The sequence below is a fragment of the Novosphingobium sp. ERW19 genome, from assembly GCF_012641315.1.
In the GTDB taxonomy this organism is placed as follows: domain Bacteria; phylum Pseudomonadota; class Alphaproteobacteria; order Sphingomonadales; family Sphingomonadaceae; genus Novosphingobium.
In genome coordinates this window covers 1-24,382 of sequence record NZ_JABAIC010000004.1, presented here as the reverse complement: position 1 = coordinate 24,382, position 24,382 = coordinate 1, and the positions used below count along the sequence as shown (strand labels likewise).

The window sequence follows — 24,382 nt, the reverse complement described above, 5'->3', positions numbered from 1 at the left end:
TTCCGAAAATGGCGGGACGGGCTTCACGGGTAAAGCGCAGATGCGCTGATTACTTGATCTTCGCTTCCTTGAACTCGACGTGCTTGCGCACGACCGGGTCGTACTTGCGGAAGGTCATCTTCTCGGTCGTGTTGCGGGGATTCTTCTTGGTCACGTAGAAGAAGCCGGTGTCAGCGGTCGAGACCAGACGGATCTTGACGGTGGTGGGCTTTGCCATGGCTCTATCCTGAACTTTCGCGCGCGAAACTGAAAACGAATGTGGCGGCGCGTTTCCACGCCGCCGTCACAGGGTGGGGCCGTTGGGGGAGAATCAGGGCAAAGTCAAGCGAGGACAGACCGACAGCGAGATTTGCCGGAACGGGCGCCTCGTGCTAATGGTTGCATAAGAAACCAGATTGAGAGACGATGACTGCTCCTGCCAACCTTGCCACGGACTTTGCCAGCCTGCCCGAGATGCCCGACGGCGTCTACACCGCGCCGCTCAAGCGCCCCGCGCGCGTGGGCGAGGACTGGCTTGAGCCGGCACAGCACGCCTACACGGCAGACGAGCACACCATTTGGGACGAACTCTATGCTCGTCAGATGGAGGTGCTGCCGGGGAGGGCGTGCAGGGCCTTCCTGCAGGGGCTCCAGCGGCTGGACCTCGGCCGGGGTGGTGTACCGGACTTCGGCCGCCTTTCGGAAGAACTCGGCGCGCTGACGGGGTGGAGCGTCGTGCCGGTGCCGATGCTGATCCCCGACCACGTGTTCTTCTGGCACCTCGCCAACCGCCGCTTCCCGGCAGGCAACTTCATCCGCACGCGTGAGACGTTCGATTATATTCAGGAGCCGGACGTCTTCCACGACGTGTTCGGCCACGTGCCGATGCTGACCGACCCGACTTACGCCGACTACATGCAGGAGTACGGTCGCGCCGGGTGGAAGGCGATGCGCTACAACCGGCTCAAGTCGCTTGGCGCGCTCTACTGGTATACCGTGGAATTCGGGCTGGTGATGGAGGACGGTGCGCCCAAGGTCTATGGCGCAGGTATTCTGTCGGGGCCGACAGAGGCGGTATTCGCACTTGAAGGGCAATCGCCCAACCGGATCATGCTGAATGTCGATCGGGTGATGCGGACCGATTACGTGATCGATGATCTGCAGCCGACCTACTTCGTGATCGAAAGCTTCGCGGACCTCTATCACCAGACCGTGGAGCGTGATTTCGATCGGCTCTATCGCGGGCTTGGGGCGGGCTTCACTTATGCCAACACGGCGGTGATCGATATCGACGACGTGTTGCACCGTGGGACGCTGGAATACCACCTGCGCGGGGGCCGGGGATCGGGCGCGACGCCCGTCTGACAGATACGAAAAAGCCCGGCGCCTTCCAGGGTGCGCCGGGCTTTCCTAGGCCGTTAAGGCGGTCAGACGACGGGATCAGCCCGGGGTCTTGTCCATCTTGTCGGCCTGATCTTCCATGGCGTCAGCCTTGGCTTCGCCAGCATTGCGGACGGCGTCAGCCTTGGCTTCCATGGCGTCTTCCGAAGCGCCGCCCATGGCGTCAGCCTTGTCTTCCATGGCGTCGGCAGCTGCTTCCGACGATTCACGCACGGCGCCAGCCTGATCCTCGGCGGCGTTTTCCTGCGCGCTGTCGCAAGCCGAAAGGCCAAGGCCCATCGCCACTACAGACGCCATCATCGCGCCCTTGAAAATTGCCTTCATGTCAGTCCCCTTCAGGTATGGAGAAGGCGGCCAGAGCGACCGCCTTCGGGTTGAAAGTCAGAAAATCGCGGCTTAGCGAACCGAACCGCGACGAACGAGGTTCACGATCGCCAGCAGGATCAGGGCGCCGAGGAACGAAACGATCAGCGTGCCGGCCGAAATGCCGTCGGTAATGGAACCGCCGCCAATCAGCGGAGCAAGCAGGAAGCCACCGAGCAGCGCGCCGACGATGCCAACGACGATGTTGAGGAAAATGCCCTGCTGCGCATCGGTGCGCATGACGATGCTGGCGAGCCAGCCAAGAATGCCGCCGACGACGAGAAGAATGATAAGGCCCATGGTAAGTACCCCTTTGAAGTTCAGTTGTCGGTTAAAATCCCGACGACGAACTTGGTTCCGCAAATGCGGCGGGGCGTTGTGGGCCTATCGGGGGATCAGCGCGTTCCGAGCCACACGAGTGCGACAGCGCCGGCCACGATGCGGTACCAGGCGAAGGGCTTGAATCCCGAGCGGCTGACATAGGCAACAAAGAAGCGGATCACGGCAAGCGCGACCACGAAGGACACGGCAAAGCCGATGGCGATTTCCGTCCAGCCCACGCCCATCGTCCCGTCCATCAAGGCCTGACGATTGTCGAGCAGTTCAAGCGCGGTTGCGCCGAGCATTGTCGGGATGGCCAGGAAGAAGCTGAATTCGGCAGCCGTGCGCCGTTCGATGCCCATGGCGAGCGCGCCCATGATCGTCGCGCCGGAACGGCTGACGCCGGGCACCATCGCCAGGCACTGCGCGGCACCTACGCCGAGGGCCTGGCGCAGCGGCAGTTCGCCGATGCCGGTCAGTTCGCCTGTCTTCGCGCTGCGTTCGATCAGCAGGATCGCCACCCCGCCCACGATCAGTGCCCAGCACACCACGGCAGGGCTTCCCAGCAGCACGTCGATGTAGTCTTTGAGGGCAAGGCCGAGAATTGCGGACGGAACGAACGCCGCCAGCAGATTGCGCAGGAACCGCAATGACATCGGGTTAAGCTTGAGCAGGCCCATGCCCACGGCCCAGAACGTGCGCCAGTACTGCACCACCACGGCGAGGATCGCGCCCAGCTGGATCACGACATTGAACATCGCCCACTGGTGCGCGTCATAGCCGAACAGCTCGGTGGCAAGGATGAGGTGTCCGGTCGAGGAGACCGGCAGGAACTCGGTGAGGCCCTCGACAATGCCGAGCAGGATGGCGGTGACGATCGTGTCCATGATGTCCCAAGCGATTGCCGCAGCGCAGCATCAAGTCAAGGCGTTAGGCGGCAAGCCCTTCGAACTGCAGGCGGGCGAGCCGCGCATAGAGCCCGTCCGCCGCCGTCAGGCTGGCATGGGTGCCCTGTTCCACGATCCTGCCGGCATCCATGACGACAATGCGGTCGGCCGCGCGGATCGTGGCAAGGCGGTGGGCAATGACCAGCGTGGTGCGGTCCTGCATCAGGCGGTCGAGCGCTTCCTGCACCAGCCGCTCGCTTTCGGCATCGAGCGCGGAGGTCGCTTCATCGAGCAGAAGGATCGGGGAATTGCGCAGCACGGCGCGCGCAATGGCGATGCGCTGGCGCTGGCCGCCCGAAAGGCGGGCGCCGTCCTCGCCAAGGAACGTGTCGAGGCCTTGCGGCAGATCGCGCAGGAACTGTTCGGCATTGGCGGCGCGGGCCGCTTCCCAGATCTGCTCGTCGCTGGCCTGCCAGTTGCCATAGCGCAGATTGTCGCGCGCCGAGGCGGCGAACAGCGTTGCGTCCTGCGGCACTAGTGCGGTGCGGGCGCGGATTTCGGCCGGGTCGGCGCTGGTCAGCGGCACGCCGTCAACGCGGATCGTGCCGCCGTGCGGATCGTAGAAGCGCTGGGCGAGGAGGAACAGGGTCGACTTGCCCGCGCCAGAGGGGCCGACGATGGCCACCGTCTCGCCGGGTTCGACCGTCAGCGAGAAGTCTTCCAGCGCGAGGACTTCGGGCCGCGAGGGGTAGCGAAAGGTCACGTTCTGGAACGCGATCTGGCCGCGCGGCGGCACGGGCAGGGCCGTGGGGCGGGCGGGGGGCGAGATTTCCGGCTCCTCGCGCAGCAGTTCGTTGAGCCGTCCGGCGGCTCCCGCGCCGCGCAGCAGATCGCCATAGACTTCCGACAATGCCCCTGCGGCACCGGCGACAAGGCCTGCGGTAATGACGATGGCAAAGATCGTGCCGCCGCTGATCGTGCCCTGGGCAACGCCGACCGCGCCTTCCCACACCAGCATGGTGATCCCGCCGAACACCAGCAGGATGACGATCGCAGTCATCACCGCGCGCAGGCTGATGCGGCGAAGTGCGGTCTGGAAGGTTGCCTCGACGCGCTCACCGAAGCGCTCGAGTTCACGCTTCTCCTGTCCGAAGGCCTGCACGATCTTCATCGCGCCGAGCACTTCGGCCACGATGACGCCGATGCCCGCCACGCGATCCTGGCTCGACCGGGAAACATTGCGGACGCGCCTCCCGAAGAACACGATCGGGCCGACGACCAGCGGGATGCCGACCATCAGGATCGCCGTCAGTTTTGGCGCCAGATAGAACAGGTAACCAAGGCCGCCGATTGCGGTGATCGTGTTGCGCAACGCGACCGAGACCGTCGTTCCGACGACCTGCTCGATGATCGCGGTGTCCGAGGTCATCCGCGAGGAGATTTCCTTCGGGCTGTTGGTTTCGAAGAAGGACGGCGGCAGGCGCAACAGGTTTTCCTGCACGCGCAGGCGGATGTCGGCAACGACGCGCTCACCCAGCCAGGATACGAAATAGAAGCGGCACGCCGTACCGATCGCCAGCACCAGCACGATCAGCAGCAGATACTGGAACCAGCGCCCCAGATCATCGACATTGGCGCCGGCGGCAAAGCCCTTGTCGATGATCAGGCGGAAGCCGGATGGAATGGCAAGCGTGGCCGCCGAGGTCGTCAGCAGTGCCAGCGCGGCGAATACCAGTTGGCGGGGATACTTCAGCGCCTCGCGCCAGATCATGCGCAGCGGCCCGAGGGTCTTGGCCTTGGGTGCGGGCTCGGTAGCGGGCGGCGGGTTCCGGGTTTCCTCGTCCATGGCCGCGTGCCTAGCCGATGGCGGGGATTACCGAAAGGGGGCGGTTAGGGAACCCGCAAGATGACCGGATATTTGTTGCGTTGCACAAACGATCGAATCGCGGCAATCTGTATACAAACGACTCCCGCCCATCGGGCAGGCCATAATCAAAAGGTGTTCGCAGTGCTCTACAAGGCTTACGAAATACAGCGCTCGCTGATGAATGCGGGCAGCGCCTGGGCCTCCATGATGGCCGACGCGCTGACCGATCCGCGCAATCCCTGGGCCGGCGTCGGCCCCTCGCAGACCATCGCCAACGCGCTTGACGTGTTCGCGCATGCAGCAGCGCCGCGCGGCAAGCCGGCCTTCGGTCTCAAGGTCATCCACGTCGACGGCACCGCCCACGCCGTGAAGGAAACCACAGTGGTCACGCGTCCGTTCGGTGACCTCAAGATGTTCACCCATGATGGCCTGCCCAAGAACGCGCCGCGCCTGCTGATCGTCGCACCGATGAGCGGGCACTACGCCACGCTGCTGCGCGGCACGGTCGAACGCATGCTCGAGCGCTGCGTTGTCTACATCACCGACTGGGCCGATGCGAAGTATGTGCCGCTTGCCGAAGGCACCTTCGACCTTGATGATTACATCGATTACCTGACCGGCTTCCTCGAACACATCGGCGAAGGTGCGCACATGATGGCGGTGTGCCAGCCGTCGGTCCCGGCCTTTGCCGCGACGGCGATCATGGGCGCCAACAAGCACCCCTGCCGCCCGGTAACCCTGACGATGATGGGCGGGCCGATCGATACCCGCGAGAGCCCGACCGCGGTCAACGACCACGCGATCACCAAGCCCTATGTCTGGTTCAAGCACAATGTGATCACCACTGTGCCGACCAACTATCCGGGCGAGGGGCGCCGCGTCTATCCGGGCTTCGTGCAGCTGGCCAGCTTCATGTCGATGAACCTCGGCAGCCACATGATGAGCCACTACAAGCTGTTCCAGCACATGAACGCCGGGGCCGACGAAAGCGCCGATGCCACCAAGGCGTTCTACGATGAATACCGCGCCGTGTGCGACCTTCCGGCCGAGTTCTACCTGCAGACGGTGGATGTCGTGTTCCAGCGCCACGCCCTGCCCAAGGGCGAGTTCATCCACCGTGGTCAAGCCGTAGACCTTGGCGCAATTACCGACACCGCAATCCTGTGCATCGAGGGCGAGCGTGACGACATTTCCGGCATCGGCCAGACCAAGGCTGCGCTCAAGGTCACGCCGAACCTGCCCGAGGACATGAAGCAGTATCTGCTCGCCCCCGAAGTCGGCCACTACGGCATCTTCAACGGTTCGCGCTGGCGCGCGTCGATCGCCCCGGTGGTCGAACAGTGGATCGGCAAGTTCGAGAAGAAGGCCAAGGGTCGCAAGCTCAGCGTCGTCGCCTGAACAGCGGCAAAAACTGGTTAGAAACCTTGCGAAGCCGACCGTGCCAATCCGGCACAGGTCGGCTTTCCACGTCTCTGCAACAATGCGCAACTTTCCGGCAAGATCGCGGATGCCTTGAACTGGCAGAGGTGGCCTTGTGGACAAGGAAGCGCATCGTACCACTGAACCGGGATGTGGAGCATCGCCTCGCGTCAGCATCGTGCTGCCGGTGCACAATGGCGCTGCGTTCCTCGATGAAGCGATGCAATCGGTCCTCGGCCAGACTTTCGCCGATTTCGAGCTGATCTGCGTTGATGACGGCTCTACCGACGCCACGCCGGCGATCCTCGCGCGTTATGCAGCAGCCGACGATCGCATCCGCATCATCACCAACCGGCCGAACAAGGGCCTGCCCGGCGCCCTCAATACCGGTTTCGCAGCCGCGCGCGGGCCACTGCACACCTGGACATCGGACGACAACATCGCGCGTCCTCATATGCTGGAACGGCTGGTCCAGACGCTCGACGCCAACCCCGATGCGGCGATTGCCCACGCCAACTACAGCGTGATCGACGGGCAGGGCCGCGTGATCGGCTTCCAGAAAGTGGGGCCAGCCTCGGAAATCCTGTTCGGCAACCGCATCGGTGCGGCGTTTCTCTATCGCGCGGAAGTGACCGAATCGCTCGGCGGGTATGACACCGCGCTGTTCGGCGTCGAGGACTACGACTTCTGGCTGCGGGCAGCGCGCAGGTTCCACTTTGTCACACTGGATGAGGACCTCTACCTCTACCGCCGCCATGAAGGCAGCCTGACCGATACTCGCGCGCTCAGGATTCATCGCCTCGTTGGCCAGATCATCCGGCGCGAACTTGCTGCGGTGGACGATGCCGGCCTGCGGGCGCGGGTGCTGATGGAGCACGGCCTCGCCAGCCGCCTCGACGCGCGGCTGGGCATGCTGTGGCAGGCCTGCAAGGCGCGCCCCGGGCTTAGTCTGGCCAAGGCCCCGGCGATTGCGCGACACCTGTTATTTCATCTGGGGCGCGCAATCTCCGCCAGCCTTGCCGGCCTCAGACAAAGAACTGCGTGATCCATTCGCACTGCAGCGCGGGCTTGGCCTCGCCCTCGATCTCGATGGTGATTTCCATCGTCTGCTGCCACTGACCGGGGCGCTTCTCGTCCATCTCGAGCAGCTTGAAAACGCCGCGCACGCGCTTGCCGACGCGCACGGGGGCGAGGAAGCGCGTGCGGTTGCCGCCGTAGTTGACGCCCATCTTGATATGTTCGGGCCGCGGGCAATCGCTTTCCATGGTCAGCAGCGGGATCAGCGACAGCGTCAGGAACCCGTGGGCGATCGGGCCGCCGAACGGAGTCAGCTTCGCCTTTTCCGGGTCAACGTGGATGAACTGGAAATCGCCGGTTGCCTCGGCAAACTTGTTCACGCGCTCCTGCGTGATCTCGACCCAGTTCGAGGTGCCGACTACCTGGCCGATCCGGGCCTTGATTTCCTCGGGCGGAAGGAATGTCGTCATGGCGATGTGCTCTCCTGCTCATGTCTCTTGGCCGATACAATGGCGGCAAGCCGGACGCGGAGCAAGCGCGTTTAATTGGGTGGTTAAGCGGTGGCCGGGTGCGGTGCCGGCTGGGGCGCGGGCTTGCGGAAAGGTTGCGGCTGTGCCGTCCGTACACGCTTGATATAGGCCCACAATCCGCATTGCAGCCCGACCAGCATGTAGCAGAACGGCTGGAACGCGATGCCGACGAAGGTCGAGCCCACCAGATAGATGACCTGCGCCTGTTGCAATGCTTCGGCCAGCGGCGCGACCCAGCGGAATTCTTCCGAGGTCTCCTTGCGATAGCGTCGTCGCAGGACTTCCATCTGCCACACGCCCAGAAGGTGCAGCGACAGCCATAGCGCCAGACCGGGGTAGCCCTGCTCGCCCAGCATCTCGAAGTAGCTCGAATGGTAGGCGCGGCCTTCCTCGACGATCGGCTGGTATTCGAGCGCGGCATTGTTGTCGCCGGCGTAGTCCGCCTTGACGGTGTCGTAGGTCAGCTTGTTCTGGCGATAGGCCTCGAAGCCGCCGCCGAAGGGATGGCGCTTGGCGAACTCGATCGTCCACTTCCACACCGCCACGCGCGTCGAGGCGGATTGATCGGACTGGTGGTTCTTGATCGTGCTCATCCGGTCGGTGAACTCCTTGGGCAGGAGCGGGACCGCGATCAGCGCGCCGGCGGCCATGACCGAGACGATCAGCAGGCGTCGCCTGGCCGTGCGCAGGATCATGGCTGCCAGAACGACGACGCAGACCAGGCCGGTGCGCGCGCCCGTACCGATCGGCATCAGCGCGCAGGCAAAGCACAGCGCCCAGGCAAAGATCTTCACCCGCCAGTCGGGCGGAAAGATCGTGCCATAGCGCGACAGCCACAGCGCCAGAGGGATCACCGCGATGGCCACCGCCGAGATGATCGAGCCTTCGTAAAGGCCGGTATTGTCGTTCACCAGCAGGCGCAATTCGCCATAGCCGCCACCGCCTGCCGCCGTCTTGATCCCGCCACCGATCACGATCACCCCGATCGACAGGGCCAGGATCAGCGTGATGGCCTCGATTCTCAAGCGGGTCCGCAGGGTAAGGGGCAGGAACAGTGCCCACAGCAGCGCCTTCCACACCCAGGCCCACTTCTCCGCAGCTTCCACCGGAAAGTCGGCGGCCTGAGTCGTCAACCCGCAGTAGACCAGCAGGGTCAGCAGCAGGAACTGGCGCAGGGAAATGCGGATACCGTTCTTGTCCTCGGCCACGAACCACGAGAGGAACGCGCAGAGGAACGCGATCAGCGAAACCGGAATGTGGCTGAGGATGCCCCAGCTGACCTTCTGCGGCGCGACGATGTCAATGTAGCTGTAGGCCAGCACAAAGATGAACGGCTTGCGGAAGCCCGCGCCGATGAAGGCGAGCACGCAGGACAGCAGGAACAGGTCAAGCATCGCCACCGCCCGGCGCCTGCTCGCGGCGCTTGCGGAATGGCGTCTTGCGGCTCGGCAGGGATGGGTCGTCGTTGAGATCTTCACGATGCAGCAAGCGCCAGATGGCAATCGCCATCAGCACGTGCGGCAGGATTATCGTGAACTTGTCGATCATTGCAGGCTTGCGCTAGCCGATCGAGGTTGACGCGGCGTTAAGCCTTCCATGGCAGAGCGTTGCCCATGACACGCGTGCTCCACGTTCTCGACCATTCGCTGCCGATGCACAGCGGCTACACCTTCCGCACTCGCGCCATCCTCAAGGCGCAGGCGGCGATGGGGCTGGAAGTGCGCGCGGTGACCGGGCAGCGCCACACTGCGCCCATGCCGAGCGATCCCGAGGTCGTCGATGGCCTGACCTTTTACCGCGCTGGCGGCATTGCGGGCGGCCTTCCGCTGGTGCGCGAATGGTCGGAAGTTGCGACGCTGGCCGAGCGTATCGTCGCCATCGCGCGTGAATGGCGGCCCGACGTGCTTCATGCGCACTCGCCGGCGCTATGCGGCCTCGCGGCACTGCGGGCCGGGCGCAAGCTCGGCATTCCGGTGGTGTACGAGATTCGCGCGTTCTGGGAGGACGCTGCGGTTGGCAATGGAACGGGGCGCGAAGGCTCGGCCAAATACTGGCTGACGCGCGTGCTGGAGAACGATGTCGTCAGTGGCGCCGACCGCGTCGTGACGATTTGCGAGGGTCTGCGTGCCGACCTTGCCGCGCGCGGCTTTGCGCCGGAAAAGCTGTCGATCATGCCCAACGGCGTCGACCTTGACCTGTTCGGCGAAGCTCTGCCGCGCGATGCCGGGCTGGCAACCGAACTCGGGCTGGGGGAGGGGCCGGTGATCGGCTTCCTCGGCAGCTTCTACCCTTACGAAGGCCTCGACGACCTGATCGCAGCCATGCCGGCCATCGTCGCCCGCGTGCCCGACGCGCGCCTGCTGATGGTGGGCGGCGGCCCTGCCGAAGCGGACTTGCGCGCGCAGGCACAGGCCTCTGCGGTGGCAGATGCGATCCGTTTCGTAGGCCGCGTACCGCATCACGAGGTGGACCGCTACTATTCGCTGGTCGACGTTGTCTGCTATCCGCGCAAGGCGATGCGGCTGACCGATCTCGTTACGCCGCTGAAGCCGCTCGAGGCCATGGCGCAGGGCAAGCTGGTCAGCGCTTCGGACGTCGGCGGACATCGCGAGCTGATCCAGCACGGCAGGACCGGAACCCTGTTCCCGCCTGATGATCCGGCCGGGCTTGCCACGGCGCTTGCCGATCTGCTCGGATCCCGCGCCGGTTGGGACACCCAGCGCGACGTTGCCAGGGCGTTCGTCCGTGATAGCCACGACTGGGCTAGCAACGTCAGGCGTTATCTACCTGTTTACCAAGCCCTGTTACCGAATCACGAACTGCCATCAGTCGCGGCGTAACCCGCGATTCCGGTGGCGGCAGGATGACCGAAACAGACAGGACGACGCCCCCGTGACTGCGACAAAGCGCAAGCCAAAGCCCATCACCGCGCATCCGATGTTTCCGGTCGTGACGTCCCTGTGGTTTGCGGCGTTCTTCGGGCTCGGCAGCTTTGCCGTTGCACCCTCTCTGCTTGAAGGCCCGGTCGTTGCGCTGGGCATTCCGGCCATCGTCCCTGCGGCCGCTCCGCCACTCGGCTTTACCGCGCGTGTGCTGCTGGCGCTTGGCCTGCTGTTGCTGGGCGCGCTCATCGGCTTCGCGGTGGGACGCAAGCTCGCACCGAAGGAGGCCGCCCCGGTGCGCCGCCGCGACATGTCCGCCGCCCGCAGGCAGCGCTCTGACGAGACTGCCGATCGTTTCGACGAACCTCGCCGCGTATTGAACCCGGCTGAGGACCTTGGCGAGCCGCTTGATGCGCCTGGCGATGATCAGGTCGCCCCGCTGCGTCGGCGGGCACTGTCGTTGACCGATGAAGCGCAGCCGCTGGTCCCGGCTCAGGACGCGCCGCTCCCCGGCTTCCTGCCTTGGGAGAATGCTTCCCCGGCCTATGCCGCAGTCGCTCGTGATGAAGATCCGCTCGCCCTCGAAGGTCTGCTTGAAGAGGCTGCAGGCGCTGCCGAGGTCTCCGTCGGGGCTGGGCCATTCTCCGCCCCTGCCAAGTCAGATGAAGAGCAGATCGCTGCCTTTGCGCCTCCCGCTGCCTTCACGCAGGAACCTGAAGCGCCGTTTGCTGCTGGCGACGCCGAACCCGATTTCACACGGCCCACAGAGCCTGCGCCTGCTGCTTCGGTTCTGGCACCCAAGCCCCTGCTTCAGGCCCCGGCTGCACAGGTGACTCCGATCGAGCGTGCGCCGCTTGATGGCCTTGGCATGGTCCAGCTTGTCGAACGTCTGGCTGTTGCGATAGCCCGTCACGCGCCGCCGGTGCGCGATGCGGCGCCGCTTGAAACCTCCGCCTATGCGGCCCCCGCTGCTCCGGAAAGCCCTGCTCCTGTCGAAAACGTGGTGGCTGCTCAACCCGTACAAGTTGATGAAGTCCGTGACGATCTGCGCGTCGTCCGGCTGCGTCCGCTCGCGGTCGATATTGCGCCGCCGCTTGACGAAGACGAAGAGCAGGAGGGTGTCGCGCAGCTTGCCCGCTTCCTGCGCGCACCGGCTGTCGCCACGCCGGAGGCGTCCGTGCCCACGACCGATGATCCGGCCGAGCCCGAGGTTGCCGAGGAGCGCTACCCCTCGCTGCTCGACATGGGTCCTGCCTCGCTCCGCCAGCACTCGCCCCGCATTGACGATGGCCTTGCGCTGGACGAGGAAGCGGACGCTTCAGATGTTGAACCGACCGTGGTGTTCCCCGGGCAGGTTTCTGCGCTGCAAGGTGGCCTGCGCCGGTTTGAACGGCCTTCGATCCTGCCGGTCCAGGGCTCGCCCCTGGCTGCGCCGGGGCAGGCTGCACCCTCGACCCCGGCAGAAGTCCTGCCCGATGCATCGCCCGCTGCGTCCGGCGCGCTCGCTGATCCGGAAGAGGCCGATCGCGCGCTTCGCGCCGCACTGGCAACACTTCAGCGGATGACTGCTCAGGGATAGTTTTCCACGTCCCTGGCGGCACTTTCGGGCAGAAAGACCCGGCGAAGCCGCACTTTCTGCCATGTCGCAACCGTATTTACGGCATTAACCGCGCGCTTGATGCCCTTGCGCGGTTGCAAAATAACTTTCCTGCAGTCATGGGGGCACTTCGCGCAATTTTCGTCGCTTTTCCGCGAGGGTGATTCGCGCGCCGCTGCCTTTTTGGCCATTGCCTTATTGGATGTAGGACGATCATCGAGATGGGATTTCCGCCGCTTCAGGGCCTGTACGATCCGCGTAATGAGCATGACGCCTGTGGCGTGGGCTTTATTGCCCACATCAAAGGCCAGAAAAGCCATGCGATTGTGGACCAGGCGCTGGAAATTCTGCACAATCTTGACCATCGCGGTGCCGTCGGCGCCGACCCGCTGCTGGGCGATGGCGCCGGCATCCTGATCCAGCTTCCCGACCAGCTGTTCCGCAAGTGGGCCGCTTCCGAAGGCAAGGACCTGCCGCAGCCGGGCGATTACGCCGTGGCCATGTGCTTCCTGCCGCAGGAAGAAGCCGCTCGCCTGTTCGTGACGGAATTCTTCGAGAAGTTCATCGCCAAGGAAGGCCAGGAACTGATCGGCTGGCGCGATGTGCCGACCACGCAGGATGGCCTTGGCAAGGCTGTCGTCGAATCGATGCCGGTGATCCGCCAGTGCTTCATCAAGCGCGGGGCGAACACGCCCGATCAGGACGCGTTCGAGCGCAAGCTGCTCGCCATCCGCAAGCAGACGCAGAACCCGCTCGCCGCCATGGCCGAGAAGCACAACCTGCCGGGCGTCACGCAGCTCTATATGCCGAGCTTCTCGACCCGTACGATCGTCTACAAAGGGCTGCTGCTGGCAACGCAGGTCGGCTCGTTCTACGACGATCTGCGCGATCCGGACTGCGTTTCGGCTCTGGGCCTCGTGCACCAGCGCTTCTCGACCAACACCTTCCCGAGCTGGAAGCTGGCACACCCGTTCCGCTTCATCGCCCACAACGGTGAGATCAACACTGTTCGCGGCAATGTGAACTGGATGAACGCGCGCCGCCGCACCATGGAATCCGAGCTGCTCGGCCCGGATCTCGACAAGATGTGGCCGCTGATCCCGCACGGCCAGTCTGACACCGCCAGCCTCGACAACGCGCTCGAACTGCTGCTCGCCGGTGGCTACAGCCTTGCCCACGCGGTGATGATGCTCGTGCCCGAGGCGTGGGCCGGCAACCCGCTGATGGATTCCAAGCGTCGTGCCTTCTACGAATACCACGCCGCCCTGATGGAACCCTGGGACGGACCCGCTGCCGTCGCCTTCACCGATGGTCGCCAGATCGGCGCAACGCTCGATCGCAACGGCCTGCGTCCCGCACGTTTCTCGATCACCCGTGACGACCTGATCTGCATGGCTTCGGAAAGCGGCGTGCTGCCCTTCCGCGAGGAAGACATCGTCCGCAAGTGGCGCCTCCAGCCCGGCCGCATGCTCCTGATCGACATGGAGCAGGGCAAGATCATCGAGGACGAGGAAATCAAGGCCGAGCTGGCCAATGCCGAGCCATACGAAGAATGGCTCGACCAGGCGCAGTACAAGCTCAAGGAACTCGACGTGATCGAGCCTGAGCTGGCTGCGCTGCCGGTGGAAACCACCTCGCTGCTCGATCGTCAGCAGGCCTTCGGTTACACGCAGGAAGACGTCACCAAGTTCCTCGAACCGATGGGCGTTGCCGGCGATGATCCGATCGGATCGATGGGCACCGACACGCCAATCGCGGTGCTTTCGAACCGCTCGCGCCTGCTGTTTGATTACTTCAAGCAGAACTTCGCGCAGGTCACCAATCCGCCGATCGACCCGATCCGCGAGGAACTGGTCATGTCGCTGGTCAGCATGATCGGGCCGCGCCCGAACCTGCTCGGCCGCGATGCCGGCACTCACAAGCGTCTGGAAGTTGATCAGCCGATCCTGACGAACGAGGACGTCGCCAAGATCCGCTCGGTCGAAGCCGCGCTCGACGGCGCTTTCCGCACCGGCACCATCGACACGACATGGGATGCCGCCACCGGCGCCGATGGCCTCGAAATGGCCATCAAGGAAATGTGCTGGGCGGCGACCGAAGCGGTGCTGGCCGACAAGAACATCCTGATCCTGTCGGACCGTGCCCAGTGTGAATCGCGCATCCCGATGCCGGCTGCGCTGGCAACGGCTGCGGTGCACCAGCACCTCGTCCGTCAGGGCCTGCGCATGCAGACCGGCCTTGTCGTCGAAACTGGTGAAGCGCGCGAAGTGCACCACTTCTGCGTGCTGGCGGGCTATGGCGCCGAAGCGATCAACCCCTATCTGGCGTTTGAAACGCTGGAGCAGATCCGCGTGGCCAAGGAGCTCCCGCTCGAGCCCAAGGACGTCAAGAAGAACTACATCAAGGCCATCGGCAAGGGCATCCTCAAGGTCATGTCCAAGATGGGCATCTCGACCTACCAGTCCTATTGCGGTGCCCAGATCTTCGACGCTGTCGGCCTGTCGACCGACTTCGTGAATGCCTATTTCACCGGCACCGCGACGACGATCGAAGGCGTCGGGCTCAAGGAAATCGCGGAAGAAACCGTGCGCCGTCACGCCACGGCTTATGGCGACAACCCGATCTACAAGAAGATGCTCGATGTGGGCGGCATGTACCAGCTGCGCCTGCGCGGCGAGGAGCACGCCTGGACGGCGTCGAACATCGCCAATCTGCAGCACGCGGTCCGGGGCAACACGCCTGAGAAGTATCGCGAGTTCGCCCAGTCGATCAACGACCAGTCGGAACGGATGCTCACCATCCGTGGCCTGATGGAGCTGAAGAAGGCCGATCAGGCCATTTCCATCGATGAAGTCGAACCGGCGAGCGAGATCGTCAAGCGCTTCGCCACCGGCGCGATGAGCTACGGCTCGATCTCGTGGGAGGCGCACACCACGCTCGCCGTGGCGATGAACCGCATTGGCGGCAAGTCGAACACGGGTGAGGGCGGCGAAGACCCGGCGCGCTTCAAGCCGCTCGCCAATGGCGATTCGATGCGTTCGGCGATCAAGCAGGTGGCGTCCGGCCGCTTCGGCGTGACCGCTGAATACCTCGTCAATGCCGACGACGTGCAGATCAAGATGGCGCAGGGCGCAAAGCCCGGCGAAGGCGGTCAGCTGCCGGGTGACAAGGTCGACAAGACCATCGGCAAGACCCGTCACTCGACCCCGGGCGTCGGCCTGATCTCGCCGCCGCCGCACCACGACATCTACTCGATCGAAGACCTTGCCCAGCTCATTCACGATCTCAAGAACGTGAACACCGGCGCGCGCATCTCGGTCAAGCTGGTCTCGGAAGTGGGTGTCGGCACCGTGGCCGCGGGCGTGTCCAAGGCACGTGCCGACCATGTGACGATCTCGGGCTACGAAGGCGGCACCGGCGCTTCGCCGCTGACCTCGCTGACGCACGCCGGCTCTCCGTGGGAAATCGGCCTTGCCGAAACCCAGCAGACCCTGCTGCTCAACAACCTGCGCAGCCGCATCTGCGTGCAGGCCGACGGTGGCCTGCGTACGGGCCGTGACGTCGCGGTTGCCGCGCTGCTCGGCGCTGACGAGTTCGGCTTCGCTACCGCGCCGCTGATCGCGGCCGGATGCATCATGATGCGCAAGTGCCATCTCAACACCTGCCCGGTAGGCGTCGCCACCCAGGACCCGGTCCTGCGTGCGCGCTTCACCGGCCAGCCCGAGCACGTGATCAACTACTTCTTCTTCGTCGCCGAAGAGCTGCGCGCGATCATGGCCGAAATGGGCTTCCGCACGGTTGCCGAGATGGTCGGCCGCGTGGATCGCCTCGACGTGAAAAAGGCTGTCTCGCACTGGAAGGCGCAGGGCGTCGATCTGTCGAAGCTGCTGCACAAGGTCGAGCCGGTCGAAGGCACGACCCTGAACTGGAGCGAGACGCAGGATCACGGCCTCGAAGCCGCGCTCGACAAGGACCTGATCGCTGCCAGTGCCCCGGCACTCGACAAGGGCGAGCCGGTCCGGCTTGAGCGCAAGGTCATCAACGTCAACCGCACGGTCGGCGCGATGCTCTCGGGCGAAGTGGCCAAGAAGTACGGGCACAAGGGCCTGGCCGACAACACCATCCACATCTCGTTCAAGGGTGTGGCAGGCCAGTCGTTCGGCGCGTTCCTCGCCCACGGCGTAACGCTCGATCTCGTCGGCGATGCCAATGACTACGTCGGCAAGGGCCTGTCGGGCGGTCGCGTGATCGTGCGTCAGCCGAGCCATGTCGATCGTGACCCCACCGAGAACATCATCGTCGGCAACACCGTGCTCTACGGTGCGATCGCTGGTGAGGCCTATTTCAACGGCGTCGGCGGTGAACGCTTCGCGGTGCGCAATTCGGGCGCCGTCGCGGTGGTCGAAGGCACCGGTGACCACGGTTGCGAATACATGACCGGCGGTGTCGTCGTCGTTCTCGGCAAGACCGGGCGCAACTTCGCGGCAGGCATGTCGGGCGGTGTTGCCTATGTCTATGACGTCGACGGCAACTTCGCCCAGCTCGTCAACGGCGCGATGGTCGACGTCCTGCCGATCTCGGCAGAGCGTGACGAGGAAGACGGTGCGGGCCGTCCGCAACAGCGCGGGGTCGACGTCTACGACTACGGCATGGGCGACATGCTGCGTCACGATGCCGAACGCCTGCGGGTGCTGGTGGAACGGCACCACCTCTACACCGGCAGCAAGCGCGCTCGCGAAATCCTCGACAACTGGGCCGAGGCTTTGGGCAAGTTCGTCAAGGTCATGCCGCGCGACTATGCGCGGGCGCTCCGTCAGATGGAGGCCGAGCGCCTCGAAGCCGCCTCGGTCGCGGCTGAGTAAGGGTTAGATTACAATGGGTAAGGCAACCGGCTTTCTCGAAATCGATCGTCAGGACCGCAAGTACGATGCGCCTGCCGAACGCCTGAAGCACTATCGCGAGTTCGTGATCCCGCACGACGATGCCGGCCTCAAGGGCCAGGCATCGCGGTGCATGAACTGCGGCATTCCGTACTGCCACAATGGCTGTCCGGTGAACAACCAGATCCCCGACTGGAACCACCTGGTCTACGAGAACGACTGGCGCGAAGCGCTGACCAATCTCCATTCGACCAACAACTTCCCCGAGTTCACCGGCCGCATCTGCCCCGCCCCGTGCGAGGCGGCGTGCACGCTGAACATCGTGGACCAGCCGGTCACCATCAAGTCGATCGAATGTGCCATCGTCGATCGCGGATGGAAGGAAGGCTGGATCGAGCCGCAGGTGCCTGCGAAGAAGTCCGGCAAGTCCGTCGCTGTCGTCGGCTCCGGCCCGGCCGGCATGGCGGCTGCCCAGCAGCTGGCCCGCGCCGGTCACTCGGTGACGGTGTTCGAGAAGAACGACCGTATCGGCGGCCTGCTGCGCTACGGTATTCCTGACTTCAAGATGGAAAAGACCCACATCAATCGCCGCGCGATGCAGATGGAGGCCGAAGGCGTCCAGTTCCGCACCAGCGTGGAAGTTGGCGTGACGGTCTCCTTCGCGAGCTTGCAGGAAAACTTCGATGCCGTCGTGCTCGCAGGCGGTGCGGAAGATCCGCGCGGCCTCAACATCCCCGGCGCCGAACTTCCCAGCGTGCGCATGGCAATGGAATTCCTGACCCAGCAGAACAAGCGCAACGCCGGCGACGACGAATTGCGTGCCGCGCCGCGCGGGTCGCTCACGGCCACCGGCAAGCATGTCGTCGTGATCGGCGGCGGTGACACCGGCTCGGACTGCGTCGGCACCTCGAACCGCCAGGGCGCCGCTTCGGTCACCCAGCTCGAGATCATGCCCAAGCCGCCCGAGAAGGAAGACAAGGCATTGAGCTGGCCGAACTGGCCGCTCAAGCTGCGCACTTCGTCGAGCCACGAGGAAGGCTGCGAACGCGAGTTTGCCGTGCTGACCAAGCGCGTCGTCGGTGAAAACGACGTTGCCGGCCTCGAATGTGTTCGCGTCGAGTGGGTCAATGGCCAGATGCAGGAAGTGCCGGGCAGCGAATTCGTGCTCAAGGCCGACCTTATCCTGCTCGCCATGGGCTTCGTCGGTCCGCGCAAGCAGGGCCTGCTCGAACAGGCCGGCGTAGAGCTGGACCCGCGCGGCAACGTCAAGGGCAACGTCGTTGATTACAAGACCAGCGTCGACAACGTCTTTGCCTGCGGCGACATGCGCCGCGGTCAGAGCCTCGTCGTCTGGGCAATCCGCGAAGGTCGCCAGTGCGCCCGCGCCGTCGACGAAGCGCTGATGGGCGTGAGCGAACTGCCGCGCTGATCGCAAGCCATTGCCGAAAAAGGGAAGGGGCGTCCGCAAGGGCGCCCTTTTCCGTTGGGTTTCAGCCGTCGCCTTCGGGCGCAACCGCAGGCATGGCTTTTGTGCGGCACACCAGCAGCTTGTCGATCTTGCGACCGTCCATGTCGACAACCTCGAATCGCCAGCCCTGATCGTGGAAATGCTCGCCCTCGTTGGGTAGCTTCTTGAGCACCGACAGACAGTACCCGGCCGTGGTTGCAAATTCGCGGTCGTCAGGCAGGTCCAGCCCGAGCCGGTCGGCCAGTGCATCGGCGGGCAGGGCGCCCGAGATCAGCAACGACCCGTCCTCGCGCTCGACCACCATCGGTTCGTCACCGGCATCGGAATGGCCGACAAAGTTGCCTGCAATGGCCTCCAGCAGATCGGCGGGCGTGACGATGCCCTCAAGGTGGCCATATTCGTCATGGACCAGCGCAATCGCCACTTCGGCCTGCTGGATCATGCCGAGCGCATCCATCGTGTCGAGCTGATCGGGCACGATCGCCGGTTTCTTCATCAGGCGCCCGAGCTGCACCTTGCGCCCGCGCAGCAACGTCGAGAACACGTCGCGCACCTTCACCACGCCGACAATGCGATCGACCGACCCGTCCGCCACCAGCAGCAACGAGTGGGGACTGTCGTCTATCGCTTCACGCAGTTCCGCTTCGCTCGCCTTGCGCTCGATCCAGTGCAGTTCGGTGCGCGGCGTCATCACCTCGCGCACCGGCCGTTCGGCAAGGCGCATGATCCCGGTCATGATCGCCCGCTCGTCCTCCTCGATCACGCCCGATCGGGTGGCCTCGGCGAAGATCATGTGGAGTTCCTCGGCGGTTACCTCCTGCTCGGTCCCTTGCTTCAGCCCGAGCAGGCGGATGATCGCGCTTGAGGAATTGTCGAGCAGCCACACGAACGGCGCGGTGATCTTCGACATCAGAGCCATGGCCGGCGCCGCCAGCTTGGCGATGGGCTCCGCCGCGCGCAGCGCCAGTTGCTTGGGCACCAGTTCGCCAACCACGAGGCTGAGATATGTGGTGATCGCAATGACGACAACGAAACCGGCATCGTCGGCATATTGCGCCGGAAAGCCCCATGCTTGCAGCCGCTCGGCCATCGGGCCGCCAAGGCTCGATCCCGAATAGGCACCGGCGATGATGCCCACCAGGGTAATGCCGATCTGCACGGTCGATAAAAATTTTCCGGGGTCGGCGGCCAGCGCAAGAGCAACCTTCGCGCCCTTGCTGCCGTCTTCCGCAGCCACCTTCAGGCGGGCAGGACGTGCTGAGACAATCGCCAGTTCCGACATGGAAAACAGGCCGTTGAGCACAACGAGGCCCAGGATCACGAAGACGTCAGACCATGGAAAAGGTGTCACGCGAAGGCCCCTAACAGATTTAGGACAAAAGGCGAATAGCGCATGGATTGTTCCTGAGGATCGCTTCGCCTGGGTTCCCGTTCGGGAACCGTTCAGTCGAAGTGGGCGTATTTCACCCTGTCAAAGCGGCATTGCGGCGCTAAGCTCGTGTCCGGATGCTGGTAAAAGGGGACAGGAAATGAAAATCCGTCGTGTTCTTATGTCGAGCCTGTGCGCGGTTTCGCTGGTCAGCTTGTCGGCCTGCGTCACCGATCCCAACACCGGCGAAAAGAAGGTTTCGCGCACGGCCATCGGCGGCATCGGCGGTGCGCTGGGTGGCGCCCTGCTCGGTGGCCTCATCGGCGGCAAGACTGGCCGTATCGTCGGCGCAGGCATCGGTGGCGTCGCCGGTGGCGTGATCGGCTACCAGAAGGACAAGCAGATCAAGGAACTGCGCGAACAGACCGCAGGCACCGGGGTGGATGTGACCGAAACCGATGGCGGCAATGCCATTCTGGTAAACCTGCCCAATGGCGTGACGTTCGACGTCGACAGCTCGACCGTGAAGCCGGCTTTCGGCGCCACGCTTGATCGCGTCGCCCAGTCGCTGGTCCAGTATCCGAACTCGCTGATCGACGTCTATGGTCACACCGATTCCACCGGTTCGGATGCCTACAATCAGGCCCTGTCCGAACGCCGCGCCCGTGCCGTCGCGGATTACCTGACGTCGCGCGGCGTCGGCTATGCCCGTATCCGCAGCCAAGGCTTCGGTGAGTCGCAGCCGATCGCTTCGAACGACACCGAGCAGGGCCGTCAGGCCAATCGCCGCGTCGAAATCAAGATCGTGCCGATCAGCCAGGATGACGTGAATCGCGCTCGCTCCGGCCAGTAAACGCTTAGAATCAAGCCAGCGGCGTCGCCCACACGGGCGGCGCCGTTTGCTATGTGGAACATACGATTGGGCGTTGACCGGTGCGGGCCGAGGCTGGCATCGGCTCTGGCAAAGGAGACCAGTTCGATGCCGATTCAGCGCCGCACCATCAATGGCCGCGAAACCAACCCGATCGGTCTGGGCTGCATGTCATTGAGCTGGGCCTATGCGGGCCGTCCCAGTGAGGAGGATGGCATCCGCCTGCTTCAGCACGCGGTCGACATCGGCTACGATCACTTCGACACTGCGCGCCTCTATGGCCTCGGCCATAACGAAACGCAGGTCGGCATTGCGCTCGAGGGCCGCCGCGACAAGGTCTTCCTCGCCTCCAAGATGGGCATCTTCGCCAGCGGCGAGAGGCGCGGCATCGATTGCCATCCCGATACGATCCGCAGCGAGCTCGAAGTGTCGCTCAAGCTGCTCAAGACCGATCACATCGATCTTTACTACATGCACCGGCGGGACTTCAAAGTGCCGATCGAGGATTCGGTGGGCGCGATGGCGGACCTCGTGAAAGAGGGCAAGATCGGCGGGATCGGCCTGTCCGAGATGTCGGCCGAAACCTTGCGCAAGGCAGCGGCCGTCCACCCCATTGCCGCAATGCAGACCGAATACTCGCCTTGGACCCGGCAAGCCGAAATCGCCGTGCTCGAGGCATGCAAGGAACTCGGCACCACCTTCGTTGCCTTCTCCCCGGTCGCACGCGGGGTGCTGGCCAATGGCGTACGCGATCCGCAAGGCTTGCCCGATGGCGATATTCGCAAAGCCATGCCGCGTTTCACCGGCGAGAATTGGGAAAAGAACCTCGCGCTGGTCGATGCCTTCAATGCCATTGCCGCCCGCGAAGGCGTGACCCCTGCACAACTGTCGCTGGCGTGGGTGCTTTCGCGTGGCGACCATGTCGTCGCCATTCCCGGCACCGGCAAGATCGCCCATCTTGAAGAAAACATCGCGCGCTGGGACTGGGAAATTCCCGCGTCGGTTGCCGCAGAGGTCGATGATCTCATCAACCAGCAGACCGTGTCCGGCCATCGCTATGCCGGCGTCATGCTCCCGACAATTGACACCGAGGACTTCGCCTAAGCCAGTTTCGCCGCCCTGTCGGCCAGCCGCTCGACTGCAGCTGCGTGGATGGCGGGCGCGGTGACCAGCAGGCCGAAGGCGCGGGGGTCGCGCTTGTTGTAATCAAGCGGCTTGCCGAATGCATCGGACACGACCGCCCCCGCTTCGCGCGCGATCAGCGTGGCTGCCGCGATGTCCCACTCGAAACCCCAGCGCAGCGTTGCCAGCAGGTCCGCCTCGTTGGCGCCGACCATCGCGATGCGCAGCGCGATCGAGTTGGGCTTGTCCACGGTCACCAGATCGGCGTCGGCCTTGGGCAGGCTGTCGGCCGGAACGCGCGATCCCGCCAGCACGGTGCGCGTGCTGGCGTAAAGCTTGCTGCCATTCCGCTCCGCTCCCTGGCCCGCCACTGCGGACCAGTACTCGCCCCGGGCGGGCGCGCTCAGCGCCCCGATCAGCGGCCGCCCCTCGCTCACCAGCGCAACCGAAACCGACCAGCCCGGCCGGCCGCGCACGAAGTCGCGCGTGCCATCGACCGGATCGACCAGCCAGCACAGGCCGCGTTCCAGCCGTTCGGGGTGATCCACCGTTTCTTCGGATAGCCAGCCTGCCGAGGGGAGGAGGGCGCCCAGTTCGCGCTTCAGGAAAGCATCGACCGCAAGGTCTGCATCGCATACCGGGCTGCCCGGCGTTTTTTCCCACACTTGGGGGGCGTGGCCATGTCCAGGCCATAGGCCCAGCGCCATGTCCCCGGCAGCGCGGACGATCTGGTGGAGGCGGTCATAGTCGATCATTCCGCGCCTCCGTGCACAGTGGTGAGCATAGTATCGTGCAATTGCGAGACGTTATCAAAGATAGCTTCGAGTCTCGCATTTACGCTCCTTTTCAAGCTCCCCGCTCTGTGCTTAAGGCATTCCGAGTCAAGCGCCAATGGCGGCGTATACCTTTGCGCCAGTGCGGCGCGCCTGTTCGAAACGGGGATAACGCATGAACGTCCATGAGTACCAGGCGAAGGAACTGCTTGCGAAGTTTGGTGTCGGCATTCCGGCGGGGATTGCGGCGCTGACGGTTGAGGAAGCGGTTGCTGCGGCCAAGCAGCTTCCCGGGCCGCTTTATGTCGTGAAGGCGCAGATCCATGCGGGCGGTCGCGGCAAGGGCAAGTTCAAGGAACTGCCGGCTGATGCCAAGGGCGGCGTGCGCCTGGCCAAGAGCATCGAGGAAGTCGAAGCCTTTGCCAAGGAGATGCTCGGCAACACCCTCGTGACGGTGCAGACCGGCGAGGCGGGCAAGCAGGTCAATCGCCTCTACATCACCGATGGCGTTGATATCGCGAAGGAATACTACCTGTCGATGGTGGTTGACCGCGCGTCGAGCCGCGTTGCCATGATCGTCTCGACCGAGGGCGGCATGGACATCGAAGAAGTCGCTCACTCGACGCCGGAAAAGATCGCCACGATCACGATCGATCCGGCCGAAGGCTTCATGCCGCACCACGGCCGCGCTGTCGGCTATGCGCTCAAGCTCACCGGCGATCTCAACAAGCAGGCCGGCAAGATCGCCGAGCAGCTCTACAACGCCTTCGTCGCGCTGGATTGCGACATGCTCGAGATCAACCCGCTGGTGGAAACCAAGGACGGTAACCTCCTCGTCCTCGACACCAAGATGAGCTTCGATTCGAACTCGCTCTACCGCCACCCCGACGTGATGGCGCTGCGCGACGAGACCGAGGAAGACCCGGCCGAGATCGAAGCGAGCAAGTACGACCTTGCCTACATCAAGCTCGACGGCAACATCGGCTGCATGGTCAACGGCGCCGGCCTTGCCATGGCGACGATGGACATCATCAAGCTGAACGGCGAATTCCCGGCGAACTTCCTCGACGTGGGCGGCGGCGCGACGACCGAGAAGGTCACCGCGGCGTTCAAGATCATCCTCAAGGACCCGGCGGTGAAGGGCATTCTCGTCAACATCTTCGGCGGGATCATGAAGTGCGACATCATCGCCGACGGCATCGTCGCCGCGGCCAAGGAAGTGAACCTGCAGGTTCCCCTCGTCGTCCGCCTCGAAGGCACCAACGTCCAGCAGGGCAAGGACATCCTCGCCAATTCGGGCCTGCCCATCGTCCCCGCAAACGACCTTGGCGATGCCGCCAAGAAGATCGTCGCTGAAGTCCGGAAGGTCGCCTGATCCTTCGACGGACTGCGGTTTGATCAAGGGGCGTCGGGCAACCGGCGCCCCTTTTCATTTGCCTGTCCCGTCGCCCACTTGTGCAGTTGACGTTTACGTAAGCGCGAATTATGCCGAGACCCACGGAATCAAGGAAAGGACGCTTAGGCCCATGAAAGCCCTGGTCTGCGTGAAGCGCGTGATTGACTACAACGTGAAGCCTCGTGTGAAGGCGGATGGTTCGGGGGTTGATCTTGCGAACGTGAAGATGAGCATGAACCC

Annotated in this window: 21 protein-coding genes and 1 pseudogene; 11 read left to right on the top strand and 11 right to left on the bottom strand. The window is 64.1% G+C overall.

Annotated elements, in window-relative coordinates:
* Positions 1–49 precede the first annotated feature (49 nt).
* A complete protein-coding gene (gene rpmG, locus HGI46_RS08665; protein WP_011446825.1) occupies positions 50–217 on the bottom strand; it encodes a 50S ribosomal protein L33 in 168 nt (55 codons plus the stop codon).
* Between the two features lie 188 nt (positions 218–405).
* Between rpmG and phhA the strand changes: the two genes are divergently transcribed.
* The gene (gene phhA, locus HGI46_RS08660; protein ID WP_240946670.1) at positions 406–1,344 is read left to right on the top strand and encodes a phenylalanine 4-monooxygenase; all 939 of its coding nucleotides are present in this window, start codon (positions 406–408) and stop codon (positions 1,342–1,344) included.
* A 75-nt stretch (positions 1,345–1,419) separates the two neighbouring features.
* Here the strand turns inward: phhA and HGI46_RS08655 are convergent, their stop codons facing one another.
* The 4 genes from HGI46_RS08655 to HGI46_RS08640 all read right to left on the bottom strand — a co-directional run bounded on the left by HGI46_RS08655 (position 1,420) and on the right by HGI46_RS08640 (position 4,797).
* Positions 1,420–1,704: a hypothetical protein gene (locus tag HGI46_RS08655; protein ID WP_206065633.1), complete on the bottom strand. Its 285-nt coding sequence runs from the start codon at positions 1,702–1,704 to the stop codon at positions 1,420–1,422.
* Between the two features lie 72 nt (positions 1,705–1,776).
* Positions 1,777–2,043: a GlsB/YeaQ/YmgE family stress response membrane protein gene (locus HGI46_RS08650; protein ID WP_039337201.1), complete on the bottom strand. Its 267-nt coding sequence runs from the start codon at positions 2,041–2,043 to the stop codon at positions 1,777–1,779.
* A 95-nt stretch (positions 2,044–2,138) separates the two neighbouring features.
* Positions 2,139–2,951, bottom strand: coding sequence for an undecaprenyl-diphosphate phosphatase (locus HGI46_RS08645; protein WP_118072568.1), 813 nt, complete (start codon positions 2,949–2,951; stop codon positions 2,139–2,141).
* A gap of 43 nt (positions 2,952–2,994) precedes the next feature.
* Positions 2,995–4,797 carry an ABC transporter transmembrane domain-containing protein gene (locus HGI46_RS08640; RefSeq protein ID WP_168903871.1) on the bottom strand — a complete coding sequence of 601 codons (1,803 nt, stop codon included), beginning with the start codon at positions 4,795–4,797 and terminating at the stop codon, positions 2,995–2,997.
* A gap of 162 nt (positions 4,798–4,959) precedes the next feature.
* Here HGI46_RS08640 and phaZ point away from each other — a divergent pair, with 162 nt between their 5' ends.
* On the top strand, positions 4,960–6,216 hold the full coding sequence (gene phaZ, locus HGI46_RS08635) for a polyhydroxyalkanoate depolymerase (protein ID WP_118074562.1): 1,257 nt from the start codon (positions 4,960–4,962) through the stop codon (positions 6,214–6,216).
* A 136-nt stretch (positions 6,217–6,352) separates the two neighbouring features.
* Positions 6,353–7,282: a glycosyltransferase gene (locus HGI46_RS08630; protein ID WP_168903870.1), complete on the top strand. Its 930-nt coding sequence runs from the start codon at positions 6,353–6,355 to the stop codon at positions 7,280–7,282.
* On the opposite strand, the gene HGI46_RS08625 is transcribed toward HGI46_RS08630, so the two are convergent.
* From HGI46_RS08625 to HGI46_RS08615, 3 genes are all read right to left on the bottom strand, one after another.
* The gene (locus tag HGI46_RS08625; protein ID WP_118072565.1) at positions 7,263–7,724 is read right to left on the bottom strand and encodes a MaoC family dehydratase; all 462 of its coding nucleotides are present in this window, start codon (positions 7,722–7,724) and stop codon (positions 7,263–7,265) included. The two genes, HGI46_RS08630 and HGI46_RS08625, sit on opposite strands and share 20 nt — an antisense overlap.
* Before the next feature lie 83 nt (positions 7,725–7,807).
* Positions 7,808–9,178 carry a putative O-glycosylation ligase, exosortase A system-associated gene (locus tag HGI46_RS08620; protein WP_168904167.1) on the bottom strand — a complete coding sequence of 457 codons (1,371 nt, stop codon included), beginning with the start codon at positions 9,176–9,178 and terminating at the stop codon, positions 7,808–7,810.
* Complete coding sequence (locus HGI46_RS08615) at positions 9,171–9,332, bottom strand: hypothetical protein (protein ID WP_162895826.1); 162 nt, start codon at positions 9,330–9,332, stop codon at positions 9,171–9,173. The genes HGI46_RS08620 and HGI46_RS08615 overlap by 8 nt, the downstream gene beginning before the upstream one ends.
* A 65-nt stretch (positions 9,333–9,397) precedes the next feature.
* Between HGI46_RS08615 and HGI46_RS08610 the strand changes: the two genes are divergently transcribed.
* Positions 9,398–10,624, top strand: coding sequence for a TIGR04063 family PEP-CTERM/XrtA system glycosyltransferase (locus tag HGI46_RS08610; RefSeq protein ID WP_168903869.1), 1,227 nt, complete (start codon positions 9,398–9,400; stop codon positions 10,622–10,624).
* A gap of 52 nt (positions 10,625–10,676) precedes the next feature.
* Positions 10,677–12,245 (top strand): hypothetical protein, encoded by a 1,569-nt coding sequence (locus tag HGI46_RS08605; protein WP_168903868.1) that lies wholly within the window; start codon positions 10,677–10,679, stop codon positions 12,243–12,245.
* Here the strand turns inward: HGI46_RS08605 and HGI46_RS21880 are convergent.
* Positions 12,236–12,583 (bottom strand): hypothetical protein, encoded by a 348-nt coding sequence (locus HGI46_RS21880; protein ID WP_206065682.1) that lies wholly within the window; start codon positions 12,581–12,583, stop codon positions 12,236–12,238. The genes HGI46_RS08605 and HGI46_RS21880 overlap by 10 nt on opposite strands.
* Here HGI46_RS21880 and gltB point away from each other — a divergent pair.
* Both gltB and HGI46_RS08595 read left to right on the top strand, forming a co-directional pair.
* The gene (gene gltB, locus HGI46_RS08600) at positions 12,485–17,125 is read left to right on the top strand and encodes a glutamate synthase large subunit (protein WP_168903867.1); all 4,641 of its coding nucleotides are present in this window, start codon (positions 12,485–12,487) and stop codon (positions 17,123–17,125) included. The two genes, HGI46_RS21880 and gltB, sit on opposite strands and share 99 nt — an antisense overlap.
* A 13-nt stretch (positions 17,126–17,138) precedes the next feature.
* The gene (locus HGI46_RS08595) at positions 17,139–18,572 is read left to right on the top strand and encodes a glutamate synthase subunit beta (protein WP_168903866.1); all 1,434 of its coding nucleotides are present in this window, start codon (positions 17,139–17,141) and stop codon (positions 18,570–18,572) included.
* Between the two features lie 61 nt (positions 18,573–18,633).
* Here the strand turns inward: HGI46_RS08595 and HGI46_RS08590 are convergent, their stop codons facing one another.
* The gene (locus HGI46_RS08590; protein ID WP_168903865.1) at positions 18,634–19,962 is read right to left on the bottom strand and encodes a hemolysin family protein; all 1,329 of its coding nucleotides are present in this window, start codon (positions 19,960–19,962) and stop codon (positions 18,634–18,636) included.
* Between the two features lie 178 nt (positions 19,963–20,140).
* On the opposite strand from HGI46_RS08590, the gene HGI46_RS08585 reads away from it, so the two are divergent.
* Both HGI46_RS08585 and HGI46_RS08580 read left to right on the top strand, forming a co-directional pair.
* On the top strand, positions 20,141–20,833 hold the full coding sequence (locus HGI46_RS08585) for an OmpA family protein (protein ID WP_118072559.1): 693 nt from the start codon (positions 20,141–20,143) through the stop codon (positions 20,831–20,833).
* A 126-nt stretch (positions 20,834–20,959) separates the two neighbouring features.
* A complete protein-coding gene (locus HGI46_RS08580; RefSeq protein WP_168903864.1) occupies positions 20,960–21,955 on the top strand; it encodes an aldo/keto reductase in 996 nt (331 codons plus the stop codon).
* Here the strand turns inward: HGI46_RS08580 and HGI46_RS08575 are convergent.
* Positions 21,952–22,728 (bottom strand): 3'(2'),5'-bisphosphate nucleotidase CysQ, encoded by a 777-nt coding sequence (locus HGI46_RS08575; protein WP_168903863.1) that lies wholly within the window; start codon positions 22,726–22,728, stop codon positions 21,952–21,954. The genes HGI46_RS08580 and HGI46_RS08575 overlap by 4 nt on opposite strands.
* Before the next feature lie 193 nt (positions 22,729–22,921).
* Between HGI46_RS08575 and sucC the strand changes: the two genes are divergently transcribed.
* The gene (sucC, locus tag HGI46_RS08570) at positions 22,922–24,121 is read left to right on the top strand and encodes an ADP-forming succinate--CoA ligase subunit beta (RefSeq protein ID WP_039337175.1); all 1,200 of its coding nucleotides are present in this window, start codon (positions 22,922–22,924) and stop codon (positions 24,119–24,121) included.
* Between the two features lie 151 nt (positions 24,122–24,272).
* Positions 24,273–24,382, top strand: a pseudogene (locus HGI46_RS08565) (electron transfer flavoprotein subunit beta/FixA family protein); the annotation flags it as partial.

Excerpts from the sequence above, each read along its gene's own strand:
- HGI46_RS08575 (WP_168903863.1), bottom strand. The coding sequence starts at position 22,728 with ATGATCGACTATGACCGCCTCCACCAGATCGTCCGCGCTGCCGGGGAC.
- HGI46_RS08640 (WP_168903871.1), bottom strand. The coding sequence starts at position 4,797 with ATGGACGAGGAAACCCGGAACCCGCCGCCCGCTACCGAGCCCGCACCC.
- HGI46_RS08620 (WP_168904167.1), bottom strand. The coding sequence starts at position 9,178 with ATGCTTGACCTGTTCCTGCTGTCCTGCGTGCTCGCCTTCATCGGCGCG.
- HGI46_RS08615 (WP_162895826.1), bottom strand. The coding sequence starts at position 9,332 with ATGATCGACAAGTTCACGATAATCCTGCCGCACGTGCTGATGGCGATT.
- HGI46_RS08595 (WP_168903866.1), top strand. The coding sequence starts at position 17,139 with ATGGGTAAGGCAACCGGCTTTCTCGAAATCGATCGTCAGGACCGCAAG.
- HGI46_RS08655 (WP_206065633.1), bottom strand. The coding sequence starts at position 1,704 with ATGAAGGCAATTTTCAAGGGCGCGATGATGGCGTCTGTAGTGGCGATG.
- phhA (WP_240946670.1), top strand. The coding sequence starts at position 406 with ATGACTGCTCCTGCCAACCTTGCCACGGACTTTGCCAGCCTGCCCGAG.
- HGI46_RS08645 (WP_118072568.1), bottom strand. The coding sequence starts at position 2,951 with ATGGACACGATCGTCACCGCCATCCTGCTCGGCATTGTCGAGGGCCTC.
- HGI46_RS08585 (WP_118072559.1), top strand. The coding sequence starts at position 20,141 with ATGAAAATCCGTCGTGTTCTTATGTCGAGCCTGTGCGCGGTTTCGCTG.
- HGI46_RS21880 (WP_206065682.1), bottom strand. The coding sequence starts at position 12,583 with ATGGCTTTTCTGGCCTTTGATGTGGGCAATAAAGCCCACGCCACAGGC.
- HGI46_RS08650 (WP_039337201.1), bottom strand. The coding sequence starts at position 2,043 with ATGGGCCTTATCATTCTTCTCGTCGTCGGCGGCATTCTTGGCTGGCTC.
- sucC (WP_039337175.1), top strand. The coding sequence starts at position 22,922 with ATGAACGTCCATGAGTACCAGGCGAAGGAACTGCTTGCGAAGTTTGGT.
- HGI46_RS08580 (WP_168903864.1), top strand. The coding sequence starts at position 20,960 with ATGCCGATTCAGCGCCGCACCATCAATGGCCGCGAAACCAACCCGATC.
- HGI46_RS08610 (WP_168903869.1), top strand. The coding sequence starts at position 9,398 with ATGACACGCGTGCTCCACGTTCTCGACCATTCGCTGCCGATGCACAGC.
- gltB (WP_168903867.1), top strand. The coding sequence starts at position 12,485 with ATGGGATTTCCGCCGCTTCAGGGCCTGTACGATCCGCGTAATGAGCAT.
- HGI46_RS08625 (WP_118072565.1), bottom strand. The coding sequence starts at position 7,724 with ATGACGACATTCCTTCCGCCCGAGGAAATCAAGGCCCGGATCGGCCAG.
- rpmG (WP_011446825.1), bottom strand. The coding sequence starts at position 217 with ATGGCAAAGCCCACCACCGTCAAGATCCGTCTGGTCTCGACCGCTGAC.